Source organism: Paraburkholderia sp. J11-2 (assembly GCF_905220185.1).
Lineage (GTDB): Bacteria > Pseudomonadota > Gammaproteobacteria > Burkholderiales > Burkholderiaceae > Paraburkholderia.
In genome coordinates this window covers 1-20740 of sequence record NZ_CAJMYY010000003.1, presented here as the reverse complement: position 1 = coordinate 20740, position 20740 = coordinate 1, and the positions used below count along the sequence as shown (strand labels likewise).

General features: G+C 63.2%; 15 protein-coding genes. 12 read left to right on the top strand and 3 right to left on the bottom strand.

Features of this window, described 5'->3' with window-relative positions; genetic code table 11:
- The first annotated feature begins 319 nt into the window (after window positions 1-319).
- The 12 genes from U5A57_RS04540 (at window position 320) to U5A57_RS04485 (ending at window position 16800) form a co-directional block, all read left to right on the top strand.
- Complete coding sequence (locus U5A57_RS04540; protein ID WP_321908614.1) at window positions 320-1081, top strand: hydratase; 762 nt, start codon at window positions 320-322, stop codon at window positions 1079-1081.
- 773 nt (window positions 1082-1854) lie between these two features.
- Window positions 1855-3777 carry a PrkA family serine protein kinase gene (locus U5A57_RS04535; protein ID WP_069265701.1) on the top strand — a complete coding sequence of 641 codons (1923 nt, stop codon included), beginning with the start codon at window positions 1855-1857 and terminating at the stop codon, window positions 3775-3777.
- Between the two features lie 175 nt (window positions 3778-3952).
- Window positions 3953-5221 (top strand): YeaH/YhbH family protein, encoded by a 1269-nt coding sequence (locus tag U5A57_RS04530; RefSeq protein ID WP_321908613.1) that lies wholly within the window; start codon window positions 3953-3955, stop codon window positions 5219-5221.
- Window positions 5218-6942, top strand: coding sequence for a SpoVR family protein (locus U5A57_RS04525; protein WP_321908612.1), 1725 nt, complete (start codon window positions 5218-5220; stop codon window positions 6940-6942). Before U5A57_RS04530 ends, U5A57_RS04525 begins: the two co-directional genes overlap by 4 nt.
- Window positions 6943-7136: 194 nt before the next feature.
- A complete protein-coding gene (locus tag U5A57_RS04520; RefSeq protein ID WP_321908610.1) occupies window positions 7137-8813 on the top strand; it encodes a SulP family inorganic anion transporter in 1677 nt (558 codons plus the stop codon).
- Between the two features lie 208 nt (window positions 8814-9021).
- Window positions 9022-10425 (top strand): GH1 family beta-glucosidase, encoded by a 1404-nt coding sequence (locus U5A57_RS04515; RefSeq protein WP_321908608.1) that lies wholly within the window; start codon window positions 9022-9024, stop codon window positions 10423-10425.
- Between the two features lie 214 nt (window positions 10426-10639).
- Complete coding sequence (locus tag U5A57_RS04510) at window positions 10640-11878, top strand: ABC transporter substrate-binding protein (RefSeq protein ID WP_321908606.1); 1239 nt, start codon at window positions 10640-10642, stop codon at window positions 11876-11878.
- Window positions 11879-11886: 8 nt separating this feature from the next.
- Complete coding sequence (locus U5A57_RS04505) at window positions 11887-12831, top strand: sugar ABC transporter permease (RefSeq protein WP_321908605.1); 945 nt, start codon at window positions 11887-11889, stop codon at window positions 12829-12831.
- Complete coding sequence (locus U5A57_RS04500) at window positions 12828-13757, top strand: carbohydrate ABC transporter permease (protein ID WP_321908604.1); 930 nt, start codon at window positions 12828-12830, stop codon at window positions 13755-13757. The genes U5A57_RS04505 and U5A57_RS04500 overlap by 4 nt, the downstream gene beginning before the upstream one ends.
- 9 nt (window positions 13758-13766) lie before the next feature.
- On the top strand, window positions 13767-14864 hold the full coding sequence (locus tag U5A57_RS04495; RefSeq protein ID WP_321908603.1) for an ABC transporter ATP-binding protein: 1098 nt from the start codon (window positions 13767-13769) through the stop codon (window positions 14862-14864).
- 35 nt (window positions 14865-14899) lie between these two features.
- Complete coding sequence (locus U5A57_RS04490; protein WP_199272081.1) at window positions 14900-15907, top strand: substrate-binding domain-containing protein; 1008 nt, start codon at window positions 14900-14902, stop codon at window positions 15905-15907.
- A 122-nt stretch (window positions 15908-16029) separates the two neighbouring features.
- Window positions 16030-16800, top strand: a complete 771-nt coding sequence (locus U5A57_RS04485; RefSeq protein ID WP_321908599.1) for an IclR family transcriptional regulator — start codon at window positions 16030-16032, stop codon at window positions 16798-16800.
- 73 nt (window positions 16801-16873) lie between these two features.
- On the opposite strand, the gene U5A57_RS04480 is transcribed toward U5A57_RS04485, so the two are convergent.
- Genes U5A57_RS04480 through U5A57_RS04470 form a run of 3 tightly spaced genes read right to left on the bottom strand, consistent with a single transcriptional unit; the run spans window position 16874 to window position 20365 of the window.
- On the bottom strand, window positions 16874-17716 hold the full coding sequence (locus tag U5A57_RS04480; RefSeq protein WP_321908598.1) for a citryl-CoA lyase: 843 nt from the start codon (window positions 17714-17716) through the stop codon (window positions 16874-16876).
- A gap of 3 nt (window positions 17717-17719) precedes the next feature.
- Window positions 17720-18919, bottom strand: a complete 1200-nt coding sequence (locus U5A57_RS04475) for a CoA transferase (protein WP_321909190.1) — start codon at window positions 18917-18919, stop codon at window positions 17720-17722.
- 21 nt (window positions 18920-18940) lie between these two features.
- Window positions 18941-20365, bottom strand: a complete 1425-nt coding sequence (locus U5A57_RS04470; protein ID WP_321909189.1) for an MFS transporter — start codon at window positions 20363-20365, stop codon at window positions 18941-18943.
- Window positions 20366-20740: the final 375 nt, after the last annotated feature.

The window sequence follows — 20740 nt, the reverse complement described above, 5'->3', positions numbered from 1 at the left end:
GCCAGCCGCTGCGCCGCAGCGGCTTTTTTTTCGCCTTTGGCCCCGATGTGCGGCTCCGCCATGCGCCATGCGCGCGCCGTTACGGTACATTGTCAGCCGTGTCATCTGCGCGGCCCGGTCGGCGCGCTACACTGCGGCGCCCAGCGGTGCCCGCGAGTGGCATGGCGTCGCGCTGGACGGCTCAGCCCGCGCACACGCTCACGCGCGGACCGCACGGGGTGGCGCCGCAGGGCAAGGGAGGGCGCATCGCGCCACGCAGCACGGATTGCGCCGGCATCGAGCGCCGGCGCCGCATGACAGCACAAACAAGGAACCCGACATGACGCATGACGATCTCGCGCAACGCCTCGTGAATGCGCGCCGGCATCATCATCTGATCGAAACCCTGGAACCCGAGCGCGTGCCGCCGGACGCGGCCACGGCCTACGCGATCCAGCAGGCGGTGCTCGCCGGGCTCGAAACGACCACGGGCGGCTGGAAGGTCGGCGCGCGCGCGCCGGGCGGCCCCGCTTCCGGCGCTCCGATCCCGGCGCCGCTCGTGCACGCCTCGCCGGCGCGCTTCGAGCGACGCCACTTCTTCCGCGTGCTCGTGGAACTGGAGATCGCGTTTCGTTTTTCGGAACCGATCGTCCCGCGCGCCGAAGCCTATGCGCGCGACGAAGTGCTTGCGCGTGTGGGGCAGATTCTCCCGGCCATCGAGATCGTCGATAGCCGCTTCGCGCAGTGGCCCAACGTCGCGCCGCTCGCCCAGCTCGCAGATGCGCAGAACAATGGCGCACTCGTGACCGGGCACGCGCTGCCGTATGCCGCACTTGCCCGCGCGCTCGATTTCGTCGCTCCCGAGCTCGAACTGACATTCGACGGCGCCTCGCTCGTGCCGGAGGCGCCAGGCAACCCTGCCGGCGATCCGCGCGAACTGCTCGTCTGGTTCGTCAATCATTGCGCTGCGATGGGCATCACGATCGAGCCCGAATGGACGATTACGACCGGTACCTATGTTGGTGCGCACCGCATCGACAAGCCCGGCCTTCTGCACGGCCACATCGACGGGTTAGGGGAAGTCGAAGTCGAATTTGTCTAGGTCGCGCAGGTGCGCACGCTGTAACAATCGTACCTGTCATATTGGCTCTAATGAACAGCCGCCGCGCGCATTGCGCGGCGGCTTTATTTTTTTGTGCGCATTGCGCGCCTCATGGGTGTAAACCTGGCAACCTGTCACGCGCGTCATCATCATTGTGCGCGCGCGTCGTTCGAACGCAGCGGGGAAAACCACTACTGTCAACAGGGCTTGTCAACGCCGGCTCGCATATGCGCAAGAATGCGCGGCAGGTCACCGACGCTGGCGAAATCGACGCGTAAAACGGGAAAAAAATCGCATTGACGCGTGCTCACAACAATGGCGCGGCAGCGCGCAATACGAGCGCGCCATGTGGGCACGCGAACAAATCGTAACGAGTGGCTGTGCACCGGCGCTTCGCTGGTGCGTTTGATGAAGAGGCGCTGCGTATGCCGTAACGCCGGACCGGCCGGGAAACAAGGCGAGAACCGGTCGAATGTCAGGTAAGAGGACGGGTTGCTGCGACCGCTCAGCGCGAGAGATTTGGGCGACACGCGGGCACAGCATGTGAGATGGAGCGTGACCCCGGTCTGAAATTTGCACCAATGGGGAAGATCATTGTAAGTCGTTGTCTGGCGCCCTCCAAGCGCTCAAAAATGCTTAGCTTTCGAGGGCACATCCGGCGCGATTTAACGGTGCGAAAAATTTCAAAAGGGTTTAGGATGAATTTGAGCGATGTCGTTTCCGAATAGCGCGCCGCGCACGACATCGGTCGCAGATCTCGGCGAGGAGGTAGCATGGATATCTACAGCAGCTTCGCGACCCGCTTCGAAAAAACGCGAGAGGAGGAGTTCTCGCTCGAGGAGTATCTCGCGCTCTGCAAGGAAGATCCCAATGCGTACGCCACGGCTGGCGAACGCATGCTGACGGCAATCGGCGAACCCGAACAGATCGACACCCGCAACGATCCGCGCCTGTCGCGCATCTTTGCGAACAAGGTCATCAAGGTGTATCCCGCATTCCGCGAGTTCTATGGCATGGAAGACGTGATCGAGCAGGTCGTCGCGTACTTCCGCCATGCGGCGCAAGGACTCGAAGAGAAGAAGCAGATTCTCTATCTGCTCGGCCCGGTTGGGGGGGGCAAGTCCTCCATCGCCGAGCGTCTGAAGCAGCTCATGGAGCGCGTGCCGTTCTATTCGATCAAGGGCTCGCCCGTGAACGAATCTCCGCTAGGGCTTTTCGACTACGACGAAGACGGTCCAATACTCGAAGAGCAATACGGCATACCACGCCGTTACCTGAGGAGCATTCTGAGCCCATGGGCGGTCAAGCGCCTGCACGAATATAACGGCGACATCCGCAAGTTCCGCGTGGTGCGCCGCTTCCCCTCCATCCTGCGGCAAATCGGCATCGCGAAGACCGAGCCTGGCGACGAGAACAATCAGGACATCTCGTCACTCGTCGGCAAGGTGGACATTCGCAAGCTCGAGCAATATGCACAGGATGACGCAGACGCGTACAGCTACTCCGGCGGCCTGTGTCTTGCGAATCAGGGCTTGCTCGAATTCGTCGAAATGTTCAAGGCGCCGATCAAGGTGCTGCACCCGCTGCTCACGGCCACCCAGGAAGGCAACTTCAAGGGCACCGAAGGATTCGGCGCGATCCCGTTCAACGGCATCATCCTCGCGCACTCGAACGAGTCGGAGTGGAAGGCGTTCCGCAACAACCGCAACAACGAGGCGCTGCTCGATCGTATCTTCGTGGTGAAGGTGCCGTACTGCCTGCGCTACTCGGAAGAGATGAAGATCTACGAGAAGCTGCTGCGCAATTCGTCGTTGGCCGAGGCTGTGTGCGCGCCGGGCACGCTGAAGATGATGGCGCAGATGTCGGTGCTCACGCGCTTGCAGGAGCCGGAGAATTCCAGCCTCTTCTCGAAGATGCAGGTGTACGACGGCGAAAATCTCAAGGACACCGATCCAAAAGCGAAGTCGTATCAGGAGTACCGCGATTTTGCGGGTGTCGACGAAGGCATGAACGGGGTCTCCACGCGCTTCGCGTTCAAGATCCTCTCGCGCGTGTTCAACTTCGACTCAACCGAAGTGGCTGCGAATCCGGTGCATCTCATGTACGTGCTCGAACAGCAGATCGAGCGCGAGCAGTTCCCGCCGGAAACCGAGCAGAAGTACCTGTCGTTCGTGAAGGACGTGCTGGCCTCGCGTTACGCGGAGTTCATCGGCAAGGAGATTCAGACCGCTTACCTCGAGTCGTATTCCGAGTACGGGCAGAACATCTTCGACCGCTATGTCACGTACGCCGACTTCTGGATTCAGGATCAGGAGTTCCGCGACCACGACACGGGCGAGAGCTTCGACCGTGCGGCATTGAACGCCGAGCTCGAGAAGATCGAGAAGCCCGCGGGTATCAGCAATCCGAAGGATTTCCGCAACGAGATCGTGAACTTCGTGCTGCGTGCGCGTGCGGCCAATGCCGGCAAGAACCCGGCGTGGATCAGCTACGAGAAGCTGCGCGTGGTGATCGAAAAGAAAATGTTCTCGAACACGGAAGAACTTTTGCCGGTCATCTCGTTCAATGCGAAAGGATCGGCGGAAGAGCAGCGCAAGCACGAGGACTTCGTCAACCGCATGGTGGCGAAGGGCTATACGCCGAAGCAGGTCCGGTTGCTCTGCGACTGGTATCTGCGGGTGCGCAAGTCGTCGTGATCGAAGAGGCTTTACCGTCCGAGCGCGCCGCCGCGGTTTTGCGGCGGCGCAAAAGGACTACCGGCGGGGCGCAGGCGGCGTGGCCATGAGCGGGTGAACGCGGCACGCACGATGGCAGACGCGGCAATGAACACTGCGCACCTCGCCCATTCGAAACTGGAGCGGGAGACTAGATGTGCTTCATCAAATCATCGACCGCAGGCTGGCCGGAAAGAACAAGAGTATTGCCAATCGCGAGCGCTTTTTGCGCCGTGTGAAGAACTATATTCGTCACGCCGTTTCGGAAGCGGTGCGTGACCGCAGCATCAAGGACATACAGAGTAACCAGAGCATCACCATTCCGCGCAAGGACATTGCGGAGCCGTCGTTCCGGCACGGCCCGGGCGGCAAGCGTGAAATGGTTCACCCAGGCAACGAGGACTACATTCGCGGCGACCGCATTCCGCGCCCACAGGGCGGCGGAGGCGGTGGCGGCAGCCAGGCGAGCAACGAGGGCGAAGGTCAGGACGACTTCGTGTTCGAACTCTCGCGCGAAGAATTCATGCAGTACTTCTTCGACGACCTCGAACTGCCGCGCCTCGTCAAAACCCATCTCATGGCCGTGCCTACGTGGAAGAGCATCCGCGCGGGCTGGGCCGCCGAGGGCACGCCGAACAACATCGACGTCGTCCGGTCGCTACGCAGTGCACTCGGCCGGCGCATTGCGCTCGGCGCGCCGCTCGTGAACGAACTGCACGACCTCGAAGAACAGCTCGAAGCGCTCAAGGCCGACCCGGCCGACCGGCGCGAAGAGATCGCGTTGCTCGAAGAGCAGATTCATCACCTGCGCGGGCGCATCTGGCGCATTCCGTTCATCGACCCGTTCGATCTGCGTTACGTGAATCGCGTGAAGCAGCCGCAACCGTCGAGCCAGGCTGTGATGTTCTGCCTGATGGACGTGTCAGGCTCGATGGACGAGCAGCGCAAGGACCTGTCCAAGCGCTTCTTCATCCTCCTGTACCTGTTCCTCAAGCGCAATTACGAAAAGATCGAGGTGGTCTTCATTCGCCACCACACGCGCGCCGAGGAAGTGGACGAGGACACCTTCTTTCATTCCACCGAAAGCGGCGGCACGGTTGTGTCGAGCGCGCTGGAGCTGATGAAAAAAGTGATCGAGGACCGTTATTCGCCCAGCGACTGGAATATCTATGGCGCACAGGCTTCGGACGGCGACAATTGGACTGACGATTCACCCAAATGCCGCAAGATTCTTGCGGATGACATACTGCCTCAGGTGCGCTATTTTGCGTATATTCAGGTGACGCCCGAGGAACAGAACCTCTGGCTTGAATACGCGCAGCTCGCACTCACCGAACCGCATCTGGCGATGAAGAAAGTCGACACCGCGGCGGACATCTACCCGGTGTTCCGGGAGCTTTTCGAAAAGCAGGTGGAGCACTCATGACGACACGCCACCTGCACAATGAGGCGCGCGGCTACCAGCCGGAGCGCCGGAAGACGAGCGGCCACGAAAAAGGGCATCATGGCGAACACGGTGACGAGCACAAGCCCGATCACCGCGAAGACGCCGAAGCGCCCGGAACTGCCGCCGGGGCTGCTCGCCACAAGGAGCATGGGCTCGCCCAGCAAAGGGAAGTGCAAATGAACGTAGCCGACAAACGGCCGTTGCCGTGCCCCTCCGACTGGACCTTCGAACTTATCGAGGAGTACGACACACATATCTCTCATGTTGCAGAGCAATATGAACTGGACGTCTATCCCATCCAGCTCGAATTGATCAGCGCCGAGCAGATGATGGACGCCTATGCGTCCGTCGGCATGCCGGTGAACTATCGCCACTGGTCGTTCGGCAAGCACTTTCTCTCCACCGAAAAGAGTTATCGCCGCGGCCAGATGGGTCTCGCGTACGAGATCGTCATCAACTCCAATCCCTGCATTGCGTATCTCATGGAAGAGAACACCATGACGATGCAGGCGCTCGTGATCGCGCATGCCGCGTACGGGCACAACTCGTTCTTCAAGGGCAACTATCTGTTCCGGTTATGGACAGATGCGCACGCCATCATCGACTACCTCGTCTACGCGAAGAATTACATCGCCGAATGCGAGGAGCGTTTTGGTCTGGACCGCGTGGAAGAGTTGCTCGACTCGTGCCACGCGCTGATGAACTACGGCGTGGATCGCTATAAACGGCCGCAGAAGCTTTCTCTCGAACGCGAGGCAGCACTGCGTCGGGAACGCGAGGCTTATCTGCAGTCCCAGGTCAATGAGCTGTGGCGCACGTTGCCCAAGCAGCAAATGCCCGTTGCCGAGGAATTCGACGAACGCTTTCCGCCGGAGCCGCAGGAAAACCTGCTGTACTTCGCCGAAAAGAACGCACCGCTGCTCGAGCCGTGGGAGCGGGAAGTCATCCGCATCGTGCGCAAGATCGGGCAGTACTTCTACCCGCAGCGGCAAACCCAGGTCATGAACGAAGGCTGGGCCACGTTCTGGCATTACACGCTGCTCAACACGCTCTATACGCAGGGTAAGCTCGAAGACGGCTTCATGATGGAGTTCCTCCATTCGCACAGCAACGTGATCTATCAGCCGCCCGTGACGAAGCCGTATTACAGCGGCATCAACCCATATGCGCTCGGATTTTCGATGATGAGCGACATTCGCCGCATCTGCGAGAACCCCACGGAGGAGGACCGCAAGTGGTTTCCGGAACTGGCCGGCAGTCCGTGGCTCAAGGCGCTGCACTATGCCATGCGCAACTTCAAGGACGAGAGTTTCGTGGCGCAGTATCTGTCGCCGCATCTGATCCGTGAAATGCGGCTCTTCTCGGTGCTCGACGACGACATGCGCGACGCGCTCGAAGTCTCGGCCATCCACGACGACAGTGGCTATCAGTACGTGCGCCAGGCGCTTTCGCGTCAGTACGACATGCATCACCGCGAGCCGAATATCCAGGTGTGGTCGGTCAACACGCGCGGCGATCGCAGCCTCACGCTGCGTCACTTCATGAGCGATAACCGCCATCTTTCGGGCGACACCGACGAAGTGCTGCGCCACATGGCGCGCCTCTGGCAGTTCGACGTGTTCCTCGAAAGCGTGGACGAAAACGGCACGGTCCGAAAACGCTATGAATGCCGCTATATGCCGCCGCCGATTCGGGTATAGCCATCTCGCTGCGTTACGCGATTGAGCGTATAAGTCATGAGGCCAGCCTGCGGGCTGGCCTCTTTCATTGATGCGCGTGCAACGACGTTGCAATCGAACACGTCCCGGAACGTCCACGCGCGCTAACATACTGCGCCAGTGAACCCGCAGCAAAAAAACACCGCACGCAGAGGCGGATTTCGAAAGGATGGCGTATGGCGTTTGAACTGTTTCGCGGCGTACGGCCGCTTTCTCGCGCGTCGGCATTGCGCGACGCGCTTGCCGGTGTGCAGCTCGCCTCGATGAACGTGCCGCAACTGCTTGGCTACGCGCGCATCGCGGGCATGCCTGCCGTCACTGGTTTGTACACGGGCTTTTTACCGCTCGTTGCATTCGCGCTCTTTGGCGCGTCGCGTCACCTCGTCGTCGCCGCCGACTCCGCCACGGCCACCATTTTCGCGAGCCGTCTCACGACCATGGCGGCGCCTTCGAGCGATGAATACGTCGCACTCGCGGGCATGACCGCCTTGCTCACGGCCGTGCTGTTGTTGATCGCGCGTGTGTTCCGTCTCGGCTTTCTCGCGGACTTTTTGTCCCGCACCGTGCTCGCCGGCTTTCTCACGGGTGTGGGCGTGCAGGTCGGCGTGGCCATGCTCGGCGACATGCTTGGCATTACTGTCAATTCGCGCCGCACGGTCCTGCAGATCAAGCAGATCGTGACGCAATTGGGCACGATTCACTGGGCGACGCTCGCCATCGCCGTGGCCGTCGTGGCCGCGATCCTGGTTTTCAAAAAGCTGCGCCCGCGCTGGCCCGTGCCGCTCGTCGCGGTGGTGGGAAGCATCGCGGCGAGCGCCGTACTGAACTTCGCGGGCCATGGCATTTCCGTGATCGGCCCGGTGCAGGGTGGCTTGCCGCACATCAGCTTTCCCGCCGTGGGCTGGTTCCAGATGATCGACCTGCTGCAGGTGGCCGCGTCGTGCTTCGTCATCATCGTTGCGCAGAGCGCCGCCACGAGCCGCGCGTTTGCCGAACGCTACGGCGAGCGCACCGACGAGGACGCCAATCTCCTCGGCCTCGCGGCGGCCAATGCGGCGGCTTCGTTCAGCGGCGCTTTCGTCGTGAACGGCAGCCTCACGCAGACCGCCATGGCCGATCAGGCGGGCGCGCGCAGCCAGTTCGCGCAGCTCGTGTTTGCAGGCGTCGTGCTCGTCGTGCTGCTGTTCTTCAGCCGCCTGCTGCAGTACCTGCCGCACTGCGTGCTGGCTGCGATCGTCTTCACGATTGCCGTGGGGCTTGTGAACATTCGCCAGCTGATCGATATCCGCCGCGAAAGCCCCGGCGAATTCCGGCTTGCGGTGATCACGGCGCTTGGCGTTGTCGTGATCGGCGTGGAGAACGGCATCCTCATCGCGATCGGCCTTTCATTGCTGCGCCACGTGCGCCATAGCTACCGGCCGCACACCATGGTGCTCGTGCCAAACGAAGAGGGGCACTGGCTGCCCGAACCCGCGCAAGCCGGTCAGCTTACGGCGCCTGGGTTGATCGTCTATCGCTTCGGTGCGGACCTGTTCTATGCGAACGACCACCTGTTCGTCGACGAACTGCGCGCGCTGATCGATCGGGCGCCGACACCGGTGCATTGCGTGGTCGTGGATGCGGGTGCGATTACCGATCTCGACTATTCCGCGGGGCGTGCCGTAATCGACCTTTGCGCGGAGCTCGGAGAGCGCGGCGTGAAGGTGATTTTCGGGCGCGTGAACCGCTATTTGCTTTCGGATATGGACCGGCACGGCATCACGCCTGTGGTCGGGCGTGCGAATATCTTCCCGACGCTGCACGAGGCACTGGCAGCGGTGCGGCCCGATCTGGAGTCGCGCTCGGATGCGTAGCGCTCGTGTAGCCATGCTACAAGCCGAAAAGCGCTGTAGTGCGAAAAACATGTGAAGCAGCTACATAAAAAGGTACAGAAAAACCCCGATTGTCCGTTGGATTTGGCCACTGTTATTGTGCGCCTCAAGCGCTGTGGAAGCGCTTCCACTCCAACCCGATCCGGCTGCCCAGAATGCATACGCCGGTGATTCCCGCGCAGGAGATTTCGTGAATCAGGACACCGCATTGCCGCATGCCGACGCCGCAGTCGCCGACGATCCGTTCACTCCGCCCGCCAGCTCCGCACTGTGGCGCAGCGACTTCCTTTTGGGCGCGGCCACGGCTTCGTATCAGATCGAAGGCGCGATCCACGAGGACGGCCGCCTGCCGTCGATCTGGGACACGTTCAGCGCAACGCCCGGCAAAGTGCTCGCGGGCGACACGGGCGCCGTGGCCTGCGACCACTATCACCGCTGGGAAGCCGACCTCGACCTGCTCGAAAGCCTGAACTTCGAGGCGTATCGCTTTTCGATCGCATGGCCGCGCGTGATGGACGAGGCGGGACGGCCCAATGCCAAAGGCATCGCGTTCTACAAGCGTTTGCTGGAGTGCCTGAAGGAGAAGGGCGTGCGCACCTTCGCCACGCTCTACCACTGGGACCTGCCGCAGCACCTGGAAGATCGCGGTGGCTGGCTCAACCGTGACACGGCGTACCGCTTCGCCGACTACGCGGACCTCATGAGCCGCGAACTCTCCGGCCTCGTTGACGCCTGGATGACGCTCAACGAGCCGTGGTGCTCGGCGTACCTCGGCTACGGCAACGGCCATCACGCGCCGGGCCTCGCGAACGGCCGCTACGCCACGCAGGCCATGCATCACCTGCTGCTCGGCCATGGACTTGCCACCAACGTGCTGCGCGCGAACGACCCGGGCTCGACCAAGGGGATCGTCGCGAACGTGGGGCGCGGCACGCCCGACTCCTCGTCGCCGGAAGACGTGCGCGCCGCGCGCCGCTTCGAAGTGCAGCACAACGCGTGGATTCTCGATCCGCTGCTCAAGGGCGCGTACCCGGAAGAGTTGTTCGAGTTGTGGCCGGGCACCGAGCCGCTCGTGCTCGAAGGCGACATGAAGACGATCTCGGCGCCGCTCGATTTCCTCGGCATCAACTATTACTTCCGCACCAACGTGAAGAGCGACGGCGCGCACGGCTTTGTCGAAGTGCCGCTGAAGGACGTCGAGCGCACGCAAATGGGGTGGGAGGTTCACCCCGACGGTCTGCGCGATCTGCTGATCGGTTTCGGGCGCAACTATGAGAACCTGCCGCCCATCTATATCACCGAGAACGGCATGGCGTCGGACGACCGCGTGAGCGACGGCGAGGTGAACGACACGCAACGCATCTCGTTCCTCAAGCGCCACCTGGCCGCCGTGGACGCCGCAATCAAGGCCGGTGTGGACGTGCGCGGCTATTTCGTGTGGTCGCTGCTCGACAACTTCGAATGGGCGTTCGGCTATGAGCGCCGCTTTGGCGTCGTGCATGTCGACTACGACACGCAGGTTCGCACGCCCAAGCGCAGCGCGGAACTCATCGCGCATTTCATCGCGCAGCGGCGCGCGCTCGAAGGTGCTTGAAAACGCTTCAGGGTGTTCGACAGGGTTCCCGGGCAAGGGCAACAACTAGTGTGACAACCACGGCATGGCATGCGACGCTCGGGCATGCCGCAAGACGCGCCGTGGCCGCGAAACTTCCAACCATAAGCTTTTGCAGACCAACCCGGAGCAACCGGAGCCCTGCGCGGGACCGGTTCAAGCGCGGCGCGCCCGCTCCGGATCGACAGGAGACGCAATGAAGCATAACGCACCCGTTCTGCGCGGCATCGTGGCCGCTCTCGCGCTGGCCGGCGCGCTCGCGGCCAACGCCGCGGAGCCGCTCAAAGCCAACGTGATTCACTGGTGGACTTCGGGCGGCGAGTCGGCCGCGATCAAGCAGTTCGCGCTTGCCTACGATCAGGCGGGTGGCAAGTGGGTGGACAATGCGATCGCCGGTGCGGATCAGGCGCGTGCAACGGCAATCAACCGCATCGTGGGCGGCGATCCGCCCACCGCCGCGCAGTTCAACACGTCCAAGCAGTTTCACGATCTCATCGACCAGGGACTCCTGAACAATGTCGATGCGGTCGCGACGAAGGAGAACTGGGGCGGAACTTTCCCCGAGTCGATCGTCAATGCGATCCGCATCAACGGGCATTACTACGCAACGCCCGTGAACATCCACATGCAGGACTGGTTTTTCTATTCGAAGCCCGCTTTCGCGAAGGCCGGCATCAAGGGTGAACCGCAGAATTTCGACGAGCTTTTCGCCGATCTCGACAAGCTCAAGGCGGCAGGCCTGATTCCGCTCGCACTGGGCGGCCAGGCGTGGCAGGAGAAGATCACCTTCGACGCGATCTTCGCCGACATGGACCGCGATCTCTACATGAAGGTCTACCGCGACCGCGACGCGAACGCCGTGAATTCGCCTGCGTTCCGCAACGTGCTCACGACCTTCAAGCGGTTGCATAATTATGTCGACCCCGGCTCGCCGGGCCGCAACTGGAACGACGCCACGGCGCTCGTCATTTCCGGCAAGGCGGGCATGCAGATCATGGGCGACTGGGCCAAGGGCGAGTTCTCGGCGGCGAACCAGGTGGCGGGCAAGGACTTCGGATGCTTTCCCGGTTTCAAGAATTCGCCGTACATGATCGCGGGCGACGTGTTCGTGTTCCCGAAGACCGACAACGCCGAGCAGGTCAAGGCACAGCAACTGCTGGCGACGGTCATGACGTCGCCGGGACCGCAGGCAGCGTTCAACCAGCGCAAGGGCTCGATCCCGATCCGCCCGGACGTGGACACTTCGGGCTTCGACATCTGCGCGAAGGAGGGCATGGCGATCATGAAGGACAAGTCGCGGCAACTGCCGAATCCGGAAATGCTGATTCCGCCTGATGTCCAGGGCGCGCTCCAGGACGTCATCACGAACTTCTGGAACAAGAACCAGTCGGCCGAAGACGCGCAGAAGGCTTTCGCGTCCGCAATCAAGAGCTGAGCGCAATCATGTACGCCGCCAAGCTGCATCCGGCCAAACGTCAAGCGGGGCAAGCGCGTAGCGTGCGCCCCGTGCGACGGCGGCTCTCGCTCGCCGCCTGGATCGCGCTCGCGCCCATGGCGGCGACGGTCCTGTTCGCGTATCTGGGCACCATGTTGTTCACAGCGCGCGTCTCGCTCAGCTTCTCGCGCTCGCTGCCGACCAACACGTTCGCGGGCGTGACGCAGTATGTGCGGCTCTTCCAGAACGACCGCTGGATCCTGTCGCTGCAGAATCTCGTGATCTATGGCGCGTGCTTTATCGTGGCGTGCCTCGTGATCGGGCTTCTGCTCGCGATCTTCATCGACCAGCGCGTCGTCGCGGAAGGTGCGCTACGCACGGTGTTTCTTTACCCCTACGCGATGTCGTTCGTCGCAACGGGTCTGGTATGGCAGTGGATCCTCAATCCGGAACTCGGCGTGCAGGCCGTATTGCGGCAGATGGGCTTCGAGCATGCGCGCTTCGACTGGATCGTCACGCAGCGCTTTGCGATCTACACGCTCGTGATCGCCACGGTGTGGCAAGCGTCGGGCCTCGTGATGGCGCTCCTGCTCGCGGGGCTGCGCGGCATCGACGAGGAGATCTGGAAGGCCGCGCGCCTCGACGGCATTCCGCGCTGGCGCGTGTACGCGAGCATTGTCGTGCCAATGCTCAAAACTTCGCTCTCCACCGCGTTCGTGTTGCTCTTCGTGATGGTGGTGAAGCTCTACGACGCCGTGGTCGCGATGACCCAGGGCGGCCCCGGCACCGCGAGCGAAGTGCCCGCGAAATTCATCATGGATTACCTGTTCAACCGCGCGAACATCGGGCTGGCTTCGGCAGCATCGATCGTGCTGCTTGCCACCGTGCTCGCGATTCTTGCGCCGTTCTTCTACGCGCGCAGCCGCGCAGCGCTCAAAGGAGACCGCGCATGAGCACGCCTGTGGCCGACTCGCTGCGTCCCGCGCCCACCCAAGCGCGTGCGGCGCAATCGAGGCGCAAGCCCCGCAAGCATTTCACGCCCGCGCGGCTCGGCGTCTACGTGTTTCTGCTAACGGCGGCGCTCTTTTTCCTGCTGCCGCTGTACGTGATGGTCGTGACCTCGGTGAAGCCGATGAGTGAGATCCGTCTCGGTCATCTGCTCGCACTGCCGGCGCAATTTACGCTCGCGCCGTGGCGTGATGCGTGGTCCTCCGCCTGTACGGGCCTCGACTGCGACGGCATTCAGGTGGGTTTCTGGAATTCGGTGCGCATCGTCGTGCCGAGCACTGTGCTCTCGATCGCCGTGGGAGCGGTGAACGGCTATGCGCTGTCGTTCTGGCGGCCCCGCGGCGCGGGCGTGCTGTTCGGCATTCTGCTCGCGGGCGCCTTCATTCCCGTGCAGGTGATGGTGTACCCGCTCGTGCGCGTGCTGGCCTTCGTGCATCTTTTCAGCTCGCTGCCGGGCATCGTGCTGATTCACACGATCTTCGGCATGCCGGTCATGACCCTCCTGTTCCGCAACTACTATGCGTCCTTGCCGCAGGAACTGTTCAAGGCCGCGCGCATCGACGGCGGCGGGTTCTGGCGCATTTTCCTGCAGCTCATGCTGCCCATGTCGGTGCCCATTATCGTCGTGGCGATCATCATGCAGGTCACCGGCATCTGGAACGACTACATTCTCGGCCTCGTGTTCGCGGGCACGAAGAATCTGCCGATGACGGTTCAACTGAACAACATCATCAACACGACGACCGGCGAGCGTATCTACAACGTCAACATGGCCGCGACGATTCTCACGTCGGCCGTGCCGCTCGCAATCTATTTCATTTCCGGGCGCTGGTTCGTCCGCGGCATCGCCTCGGGCGCGGTGAAAGGCTAGGAGCAGGGCATGGGAAATCTCACGAACGTTTCCGTACGCAATCTGCGCATCGACCTCGGCGCGAACACGGTGATCGACGAACTCGATCTCGACGTGCGCGCAGGTGAGTTCGTCGTGCTGCTCGGGCCGTCGGGCTGCGGCAAGTCCACGCTGCTGCACAGCATTGCGGGCCTCGTCGACGTGACCGACGGCAGCATCGAGATCGGCGGGGAGGACATGACATGGGCCGACCCGAAGGATCGGGGCGTGGCGCTCGTGTTCCAGTCGTACGCGCTCTATCCGACCATGAACGTGGAGCGCAATCTCTCGTTCGCACTCCGTATCAACGGCACGCCCAAGGCGGAGATCGACCGCCGTGTGAAGCGCGCCGCCGACATGCTGCAGCTCGGGCCGCTGCTTTCGCGCAAGCCCGCGCAGCTCTCGGGCGGCCAGCGCCAGCGCGTGGCGATCGGGCGCGCGCTCGTGCGCGAGGCAGACGTGTTCCTGTTTGACGAGCCGCTCTCGAACCTCGACGCCAAGTTGCGCACCGAGTTGCGCCGCGAGCTCAAGCAGTTGCACCAGCAACTCGGGGCGACGATGATCTACGTGACGCACGACCAGGTCGAGGCGATGACGCTCGCCACACGCATGGCGGTGATGAAGGGCGGGGCGATCCAGCAGTTCGGCACACCGGCGGAAGTCTACGCTCGCCCCGAGAACCTGTTCGTCGCGACCTTTCTCGGCGCGCCGCCGATGAACCTGCTGCGAGGCAGGCTCGAAGCCGACGAAGGCCGGCTGTGCTTTCGCGGGCAGGGCCTCGACGTGGACGTTTCGGCTTACGCGTTCAAGGGCGCACCCGATCCAACGCGCGCCTGCGTGCTCGGCGTGCGCCCCGAGGACGTGCGCGCGGGGGGCGCGATGCGCCCGCACGAGGCCGCGTGGGAAGGGCGCTTGACGCTCGTGGAGCCAATGGGCAATCATCGTGTACTGTGGATCGAGCATCAAGGGGGGCAGATCGCATCGATCGATCAGGACAAGACGCCACTCGCAAGTGGGGCGGCAGTGCCGTTCTCCATCGACGGGGCGCACGTTTCGCTGTTTGACGAAGAAACCGGCGCACGAATTTGATGGACATTACCGACAACAAGAGAGAGACCAGGAACGTGGCGACCCTGAAAGACGTGGCGGCGCTGGCCGGCGTGGGCCTTTCAACAGCTTCGCGGGCGATATCGGGCAACGGTCCGGTGTCGGCGGAGGCGGCCGCGCGCGTGCAGGCCGCGATCGAGCAGCTCAATTTCCGGCCTTCGTCCATCGGCCGGGCGATGGCCACGAAGTCGCTCGGCATCATCGGCATTTTCGTGCCGACCTTTTTCGGCTCGTACTACGGCACCATCCTGAAGGAAACGGATACGCAACTGCGCGCCGTGCGGCGCCACGTGGTAGTGGCCACGGGTTGCGGCGAAGCCTCGCCGCGCGAGCAGGCGATCGAGGCCGTGCGCTTCCTGATCGGGCGCGACTGCGACGGCGTGGTGGTCATCAGCCACGATCTGTACGACGACGACCTGCAGATGCTGCACGCCATGCACCCGCGCATGGCGTTCCTGAATCGTGCATTCGATCAGTTGCCCGAAGCATCGTTCTGCGCCGATCACTTTCACGGTGGCGAGATGGCTGCGCGCACGCTCATCGAACACGGCCATCGCGAGCTTGCGGTCATCGGCGGCCCGTCCACGTCGTCGGACAATGCGGCGCGTTTGCACGGTTTTTTCGCCGAACTGGCGCGCCACGGCATCGAGCGCAGAACCGTGCCGCATATCGTGTCGGACTTCTCGCCCGAAGGCGGCTACGTGGCGGCCGGCACGCTCCTCGAGCGCAAACACCGCTTCACCGGGCTCTTCTGCGCGAACGACACGATGGCCATGAGTGCGCTCGCGCGCCTGCAGCAGGCCGGGTTGCGCGTGCCCCACGACGTCTCTGTGATCGGCTACGACGACGACTATTCAGCCGCCTATATGGCGCCGGCGCTGACCTCGGTGCACATTCCCACCGCCGAACTCACGCGCAACGCGGTGCGCTGGCTTATCAACCAGTGCTACGGCACGCAGTGGCCGATCGAGCGCACCTTCCCGGTTAGCGTGACATTGCGCGACTCGGTGGCGCGGGTGAAGTGAACCCAGCCGGCCGGGGCGCATGCGTCGGGCGACAGCGGTGAAGATGAGGGTGGGGAGCCTCCCCAGGGTAGCAGCAAGTCGCGTAAAATCGAACGCGTTCCCCATCCCCACGTTTGCCATTCATGCCCGCGCAAGATCCGGCTGGTACGGTCAAGAAAGAAGAAGGCGTCGCTGTCATCGACCGCGCGTGTGCCATCCTGTTCGCGTTTCGCCCCGGAGATAGCGCGCTCACGCTCGCCGAACTCGCGGCGCGCACGGGTCTCTATAAAAGCACGCTGCTGCGGCTGGCCGGCGCGCTGATTCAACATCGCCTGCTGCTGCGCCTCGACGACGGACGCTATCAGCTCGGCCCCGCCACGTTCGCGCTGGGCGCCCTCTATCAGCGCAGTCTCAACATGGGCGACATTCTGCTGCCGCTCATGCGCGAGCTGGCCGCGGCGAGCGGGGAGAGCGTGTCGTTCTACGTGCGCGACAACGCGGTGCGCGTGTGCCTGCATCGCGTCGATTCACACCATGTGGTGCGCCACCACGTGCGCGAAGGGGACGTCCTGCCGCTGGAGAGCGGCTCAGGCGGGCACGCACTGCTCGCGTTCGGCGGCGAGCCGGGCGAGCCGTTCGAAAGCATTCGGCGCGACTTCTACTGCATATCGATCGGTGAGCGCGACCGCGAGACCGCGGGCGTGTCCATGCCCGTGTTCGGCATTCACGAGACGTTGCGTGGCGTGCTCACGCTCGCCGGACCGAGTTCGCGCATCGACGGAGCATTCATCGAGCGCCATCTCGATGCGTTGTTCGATTGCGCGATACGCGCTACCGACGCGCTCGGCGGCGACTCGCGCGTGCTGCGCGCCGCCCGAAGCGCGCACGCGGCGCGTGCGCGCCAGGACGCCTGAGTCCGCACCGAGCTAGCGGGAGCACCGCGGGCTTGACCGCAGCTTGCATGCGGTCTCCTTCACTGTGTATTGATCAGGACTGCTCCAGATGCCGCTCCGGCGCGCCGGTGTAGGCATAGGCAATCTGGCGCGGCATGGGTCCTTTGTTACGCTCGCCGCGTCCGCGTTGCTCCCACGCATGCGCGAGAATGCCAACCGCGCGCGAGAGGCAGAATACGCCGCGCGCCAGTTCCGGCGCGAACCCCAGCTCCGCGTAGATCACCGCCGTGACGCCATCGATATTCATCGGCACGGGCCGGTCCTTGCGTCTTTTCAGCAAAGCCTCGATGCCGCGCGCTATCGCCGCATAGCGGCCCTTGATCGTGCCGGACGCCACGCGCGCATCGACGAGCGCGAGCAGGCGCCCGGCGCGCGGATCGACAGGATGAAAGCGATGGCCGAAGCCCGGCAGATATTTGCCGTGAACGGCGATGAACTCGTCCACGCCTGCCTCGACCGCTGCATCGAACGGACTGCCTGCCACGATACGCGCGGCGATGTCGGCATAGAGTTCGACCGCCTGCTGGCCTGCGCCGCCGTGCACGTCGTCGAGTGCGTTGAGCGCCGATGCCATGGCGCCATTGATCGGCAGGCCACAGCTCGTGGCCATGCGCGAGATCGCGATCGACGGTGCGTGCGGCCCGTGATCGACCGAGGCCACGAGCGCGGCTTCGAGCAGCGTGGCCTCCTCGTCGCCGGGCAGCTCGCCGCGCAGCATCAGCCAGATCATCTGCGGGAAGCTCACGTTGCCGATCAGTTCCTGGATCGGATAGCCGCGCACCTTGATCGAGCCCGGATGAATGTCGGTGATCGAGGTGCTCCAGTAGTCGGCGCAGAGGGCGGCGAGATCGGGTGGGGTGGTGTTCGTCGTCGACATGGTTCAGATCACTCCGTCGTGGTGCAGGGCGTCGATTTGGGCGGCCTCGTAGCCGAGTTGTGCAAGCGTTTCGCGCGTGTGAGCGCCAAGCGTTGGTGCGGGCGTGGCGGGTGCAGCGTCGGCATCGGCGAGCCGCAGGCCCGCGCGTGTCACGCGCTGTGCCGCTTCGCCCTGAACTGCCTCGAACTCGCGTATGAAGCGCCGTTCGGCCAGATGCGGATGCGCGAGGATTTCGGGCACCGAGAGCACGCGACCCACCGGCACGCCGCGCTCGAGCAGACGCGTTTCCCAGTTGGCCGCGCTGTCTGCCGCGAGTGCGGCTTCGATCTCGGCCTTGAGCGCTTCGCGATACTGCTTGCGCGTATGGCGCGCGGAAAATCGCTCATCGTGCGGCAGGTCGGGGCGGCCAATGACTTCGCACAGGCTCTCGAACTGGCGCGTTTCATTCGCAGCGATATTGAGCAGACCCGTGCCGGTGCGGAACGTGCCCGAGGGCGCGGCCGTAAAATTCTCGTTACCCATCGGCGCGGGCTCCACGCCTGCGTTCAGGTAGTTCGACACGACCCAGCCCATGGTCGCGAGCGTGGCTTCGAGCATCGAAACATCGAGGCGCCGCCCGCGGCCACTCGCGCGCGCATCGACGAGTGCCGCGCAGATGCCGAACGCAGCGGTGAGGCCGCCCACCGTATCGGACACGGGATAGCCCACGCGCAGCGGCGCGCTCTGCGCGTCGCCGGTTACGCTCATCACGCCAGACATGCCCTGAATGATCTGGTCGTAAGCAGGGCGGCGCGACAGCTCACCTTCGTCGCCGAAACCAGAAATGGCACAGTAGACCAGCGCCGGATTCACTTTGGATAACTGATCGTATCCAAGTTCGAGGCGGTCCATTACGCCGGGCCTGAAGTTCTCGACGAGCACGTCGGCGTGGCGCACCAGATCGAGCAAGATGGCTTTGCCGCGCGGGTCTTTCAGGTTCAGCGTGATCGAGCGTTTGCCCGCGTTCACGGCCACGAACGACGCGCCCATATCGCGCGCCGCAGCGTCCTTGTCGGCACCCAGACGCCGGGCGAGGTCGCCGCCTTCAGGATGTTCCACCTTGGTGACTTCGGCGCCGAAGAGCGCGAGTTGATAGGCGCAGAACGGACCCGCGAGCACATTCGACAGATCCAGGACGCGCACGCCGGCTAACGGAAGCATGATTGAATTCTCGTATTCAAAAGATTAGCGGGAGATGTCGTCGAGCGCGCGATTGTTCGTGCGCGGCCCGAAGATGCCGATAGCCGCCATCACCACGATCATTGCGCCGGTGATGAGCGCGAATACGCCTGGCACACCGAAGTGACGTAGCGCGAACGCGATCATGAAGCCGGAGAACATCGCGGAAAGGCGCGACATCGAATACACGAAGCCAACGGCCGTGGCGCGCATGCGAGTGGGGAACAGCTCGACCTGGTACGCGTGATAGCCGACGGAAAGCAGCGTGCCGCCGAGCGTGATCAGGACGCCGAGGAACATGAGCATGCCGGCGGAAGTCTGCATGGCGAATAGCGTGCCGCACACGGCGATCGCGAGCGCCGAAAGCACGACAAGCGTCTTGCGCTCGATGCGGTCGGCAATCGCCATGCCGAGCAGCGGGCCGAACGGATTCGAGGCGGCGATCACGAACGAGTAGAGCAGGCTGTGTGTGACCGTGATGCCTTTGGAAACGAGCAGGGTCGGCACCCACGACGCAAAGCCATAGAAGCCGATCGCCTGAAACAGATTGAACACGAGCAGCGTGATGGTGCGGCGGCGATACGGCGGTTGCCAGATTTCGGCGAAACGCGCCTGACTGACGGTTTGCGCGCCGGCCAGTTCCACGACAGGCGCGGGCAGCGGGCGCCCGGACTGCGCCTCGATCTTCGCTTCGAGCCTGGCGAGAATGCGCGCGGCTTCCTCGGTTCGGCCGCGCTGCGCGAGCCAGCGTGCACTCTCGGGCACGCGGCGGCGGATCGCCCAGGCGATGAGCGCACCGAACGCCCCGAACATCACGACCCAGCGCCAGCCATCGAAACCGAGCGGCGCGCGCGGCACGAACCACCACGCGAGCAAAGCGACGGCTGGCACCGCGGTGTACTGCACGAGATGCACAAACGCGAACGCGCGGCCACGCATGTGCTTGGGCACGAGTTCGCTCACATAGGTGTCGATGGTGACGAGCTCGACCCCCACGCCAATGCCGGCGATGAGTCGCCACAGGTTGATGCCGGGTGCGCTCGTCTGCAGCGCCATGATGCAGGTCGCCACCGAGTACCACAGCAGCGACGCCGTAAACAGTGTGCGGCGGCCATAGCGGTCGGCAAGCCTCGTCAGGCAGAAGGTGCCGATGAAAAGCCCCGCGAACGAGGCCGCCACGAAGGCACCGAGCCCCGAGAACCCAAAGAACGAAGCCGTGGTGGTCGAGTAGAGACCGCTTTTCACGAGGCCTGGGCCGACGTAGGCCGTGAAGAACAGGTCGTAGAACTCGAACCAGCCGCCCATCGAAAGCAGGAACACGAGCGTCCAGATGGCGCGCGTGGCCGGCAGGCGGTCAATGCGCGCGTTGATCTCGGCCGCGGTGGCGGGCGCGGCGGCATCGTCCCGGAGCGACGCGCGCGTCGCTCCGATTGGCAGGCTGGACATTGAACTCTCCTGAACTCTTCGGTTACGTGTATTACGCGTCTTCGTTCTATCTGATAGAACTACGTTCTGAAAATGTGACTCGATAATACTGCGCGACGTCGAGCCAACCGACCAGGGCTTTTACTAAGGGGGCCGCGGCGCGAGCGCTCAGGGCGAGGTTAGCCTGCAGGCGTCACATGGGGCCACATTGAGGAGGCTCAGTGACAAGGGGTGCGGGAACTGCTGACAAGCAGTGCCACACGTGGATTATATAATTTTACATAAGATAAATTATCAACTTTTTTAAGATGTTCGCAAACATCGAAAACTCCACATCACATCTCGACAATGACCTTCAACGCGTGCGTGCTCGCCGCCTGC

Bases quoted from the DNA above. Each gene is read 5' to 3' on its own strand.
- U5A57_RS04540 (WP_321908614.1), top strand. From the start codon at position 320: ATGACGCATGACGATCTCGCGCAACGCCTCGTGAATGCGCGCCGGCAT.
- U5A57_RS04535 (WP_069265701.1), top strand. From the start codon at position 1,855: ATGGATATCTACAGCAGCTTCGCGACCCGCTTCGAAAAAACGCGAGAG.
- U5A57_RS04525 (WP_321908612.1), top strand. From the start codon at position 5,218: ATGACGACACGCCACCTGCACAATGAGGCGCGCGGCTACCAGCCGGAG.
- U5A57_RS04520 (WP_321908610.1), top strand. From the start codon at position 7,137: ATGGCGTTTGAACTGTTTCGCGGCGTACGGCCGCTTTCTCGCGCGTCG.
- U5A57_RS04510 (WP_321908606.1), top strand. From the start codon at position 10,640: ATGAAGCATAACGCACCCGTTCTGCGCGGCATCGTGGCCGCTCTCGCG.
- U5A57_RS04505 (WP_321908605.1), top strand. From the start codon at position 11,887: ATGTACGCCGCCAAGCTGCATCCGGCCAAACGTCAAGCGGGGCAAGCG.
- U5A57_RS04500 (WP_321908604.1), top strand. From the start codon at position 12,828: ATGAGCACGCCTGTGGCCGACTCGCTGCGTCCCGCGCCCACCCAAGCG.
- U5A57_RS04495 (WP_321908603.1), top strand. From the start codon at position 13,767: ATGGGAAATCTCACGAACGTTTCCGTACGCAATCTGCGCATCGACCTC.
- U5A57_RS04485 (WP_321908599.1), top strand. From the start codon at position 16,030: ATGCCCGCGCAAGATCCGGCTGGTACGGTCAAGAAAGAAGAAGGCGTC.
- U5A57_RS04480 (WP_321908598.1), bottom strand. From the start codon at position 17,716: ATGTCGACGACGAACACCACCCCACCCGATCTCGCCGCCCTCTGCGCC.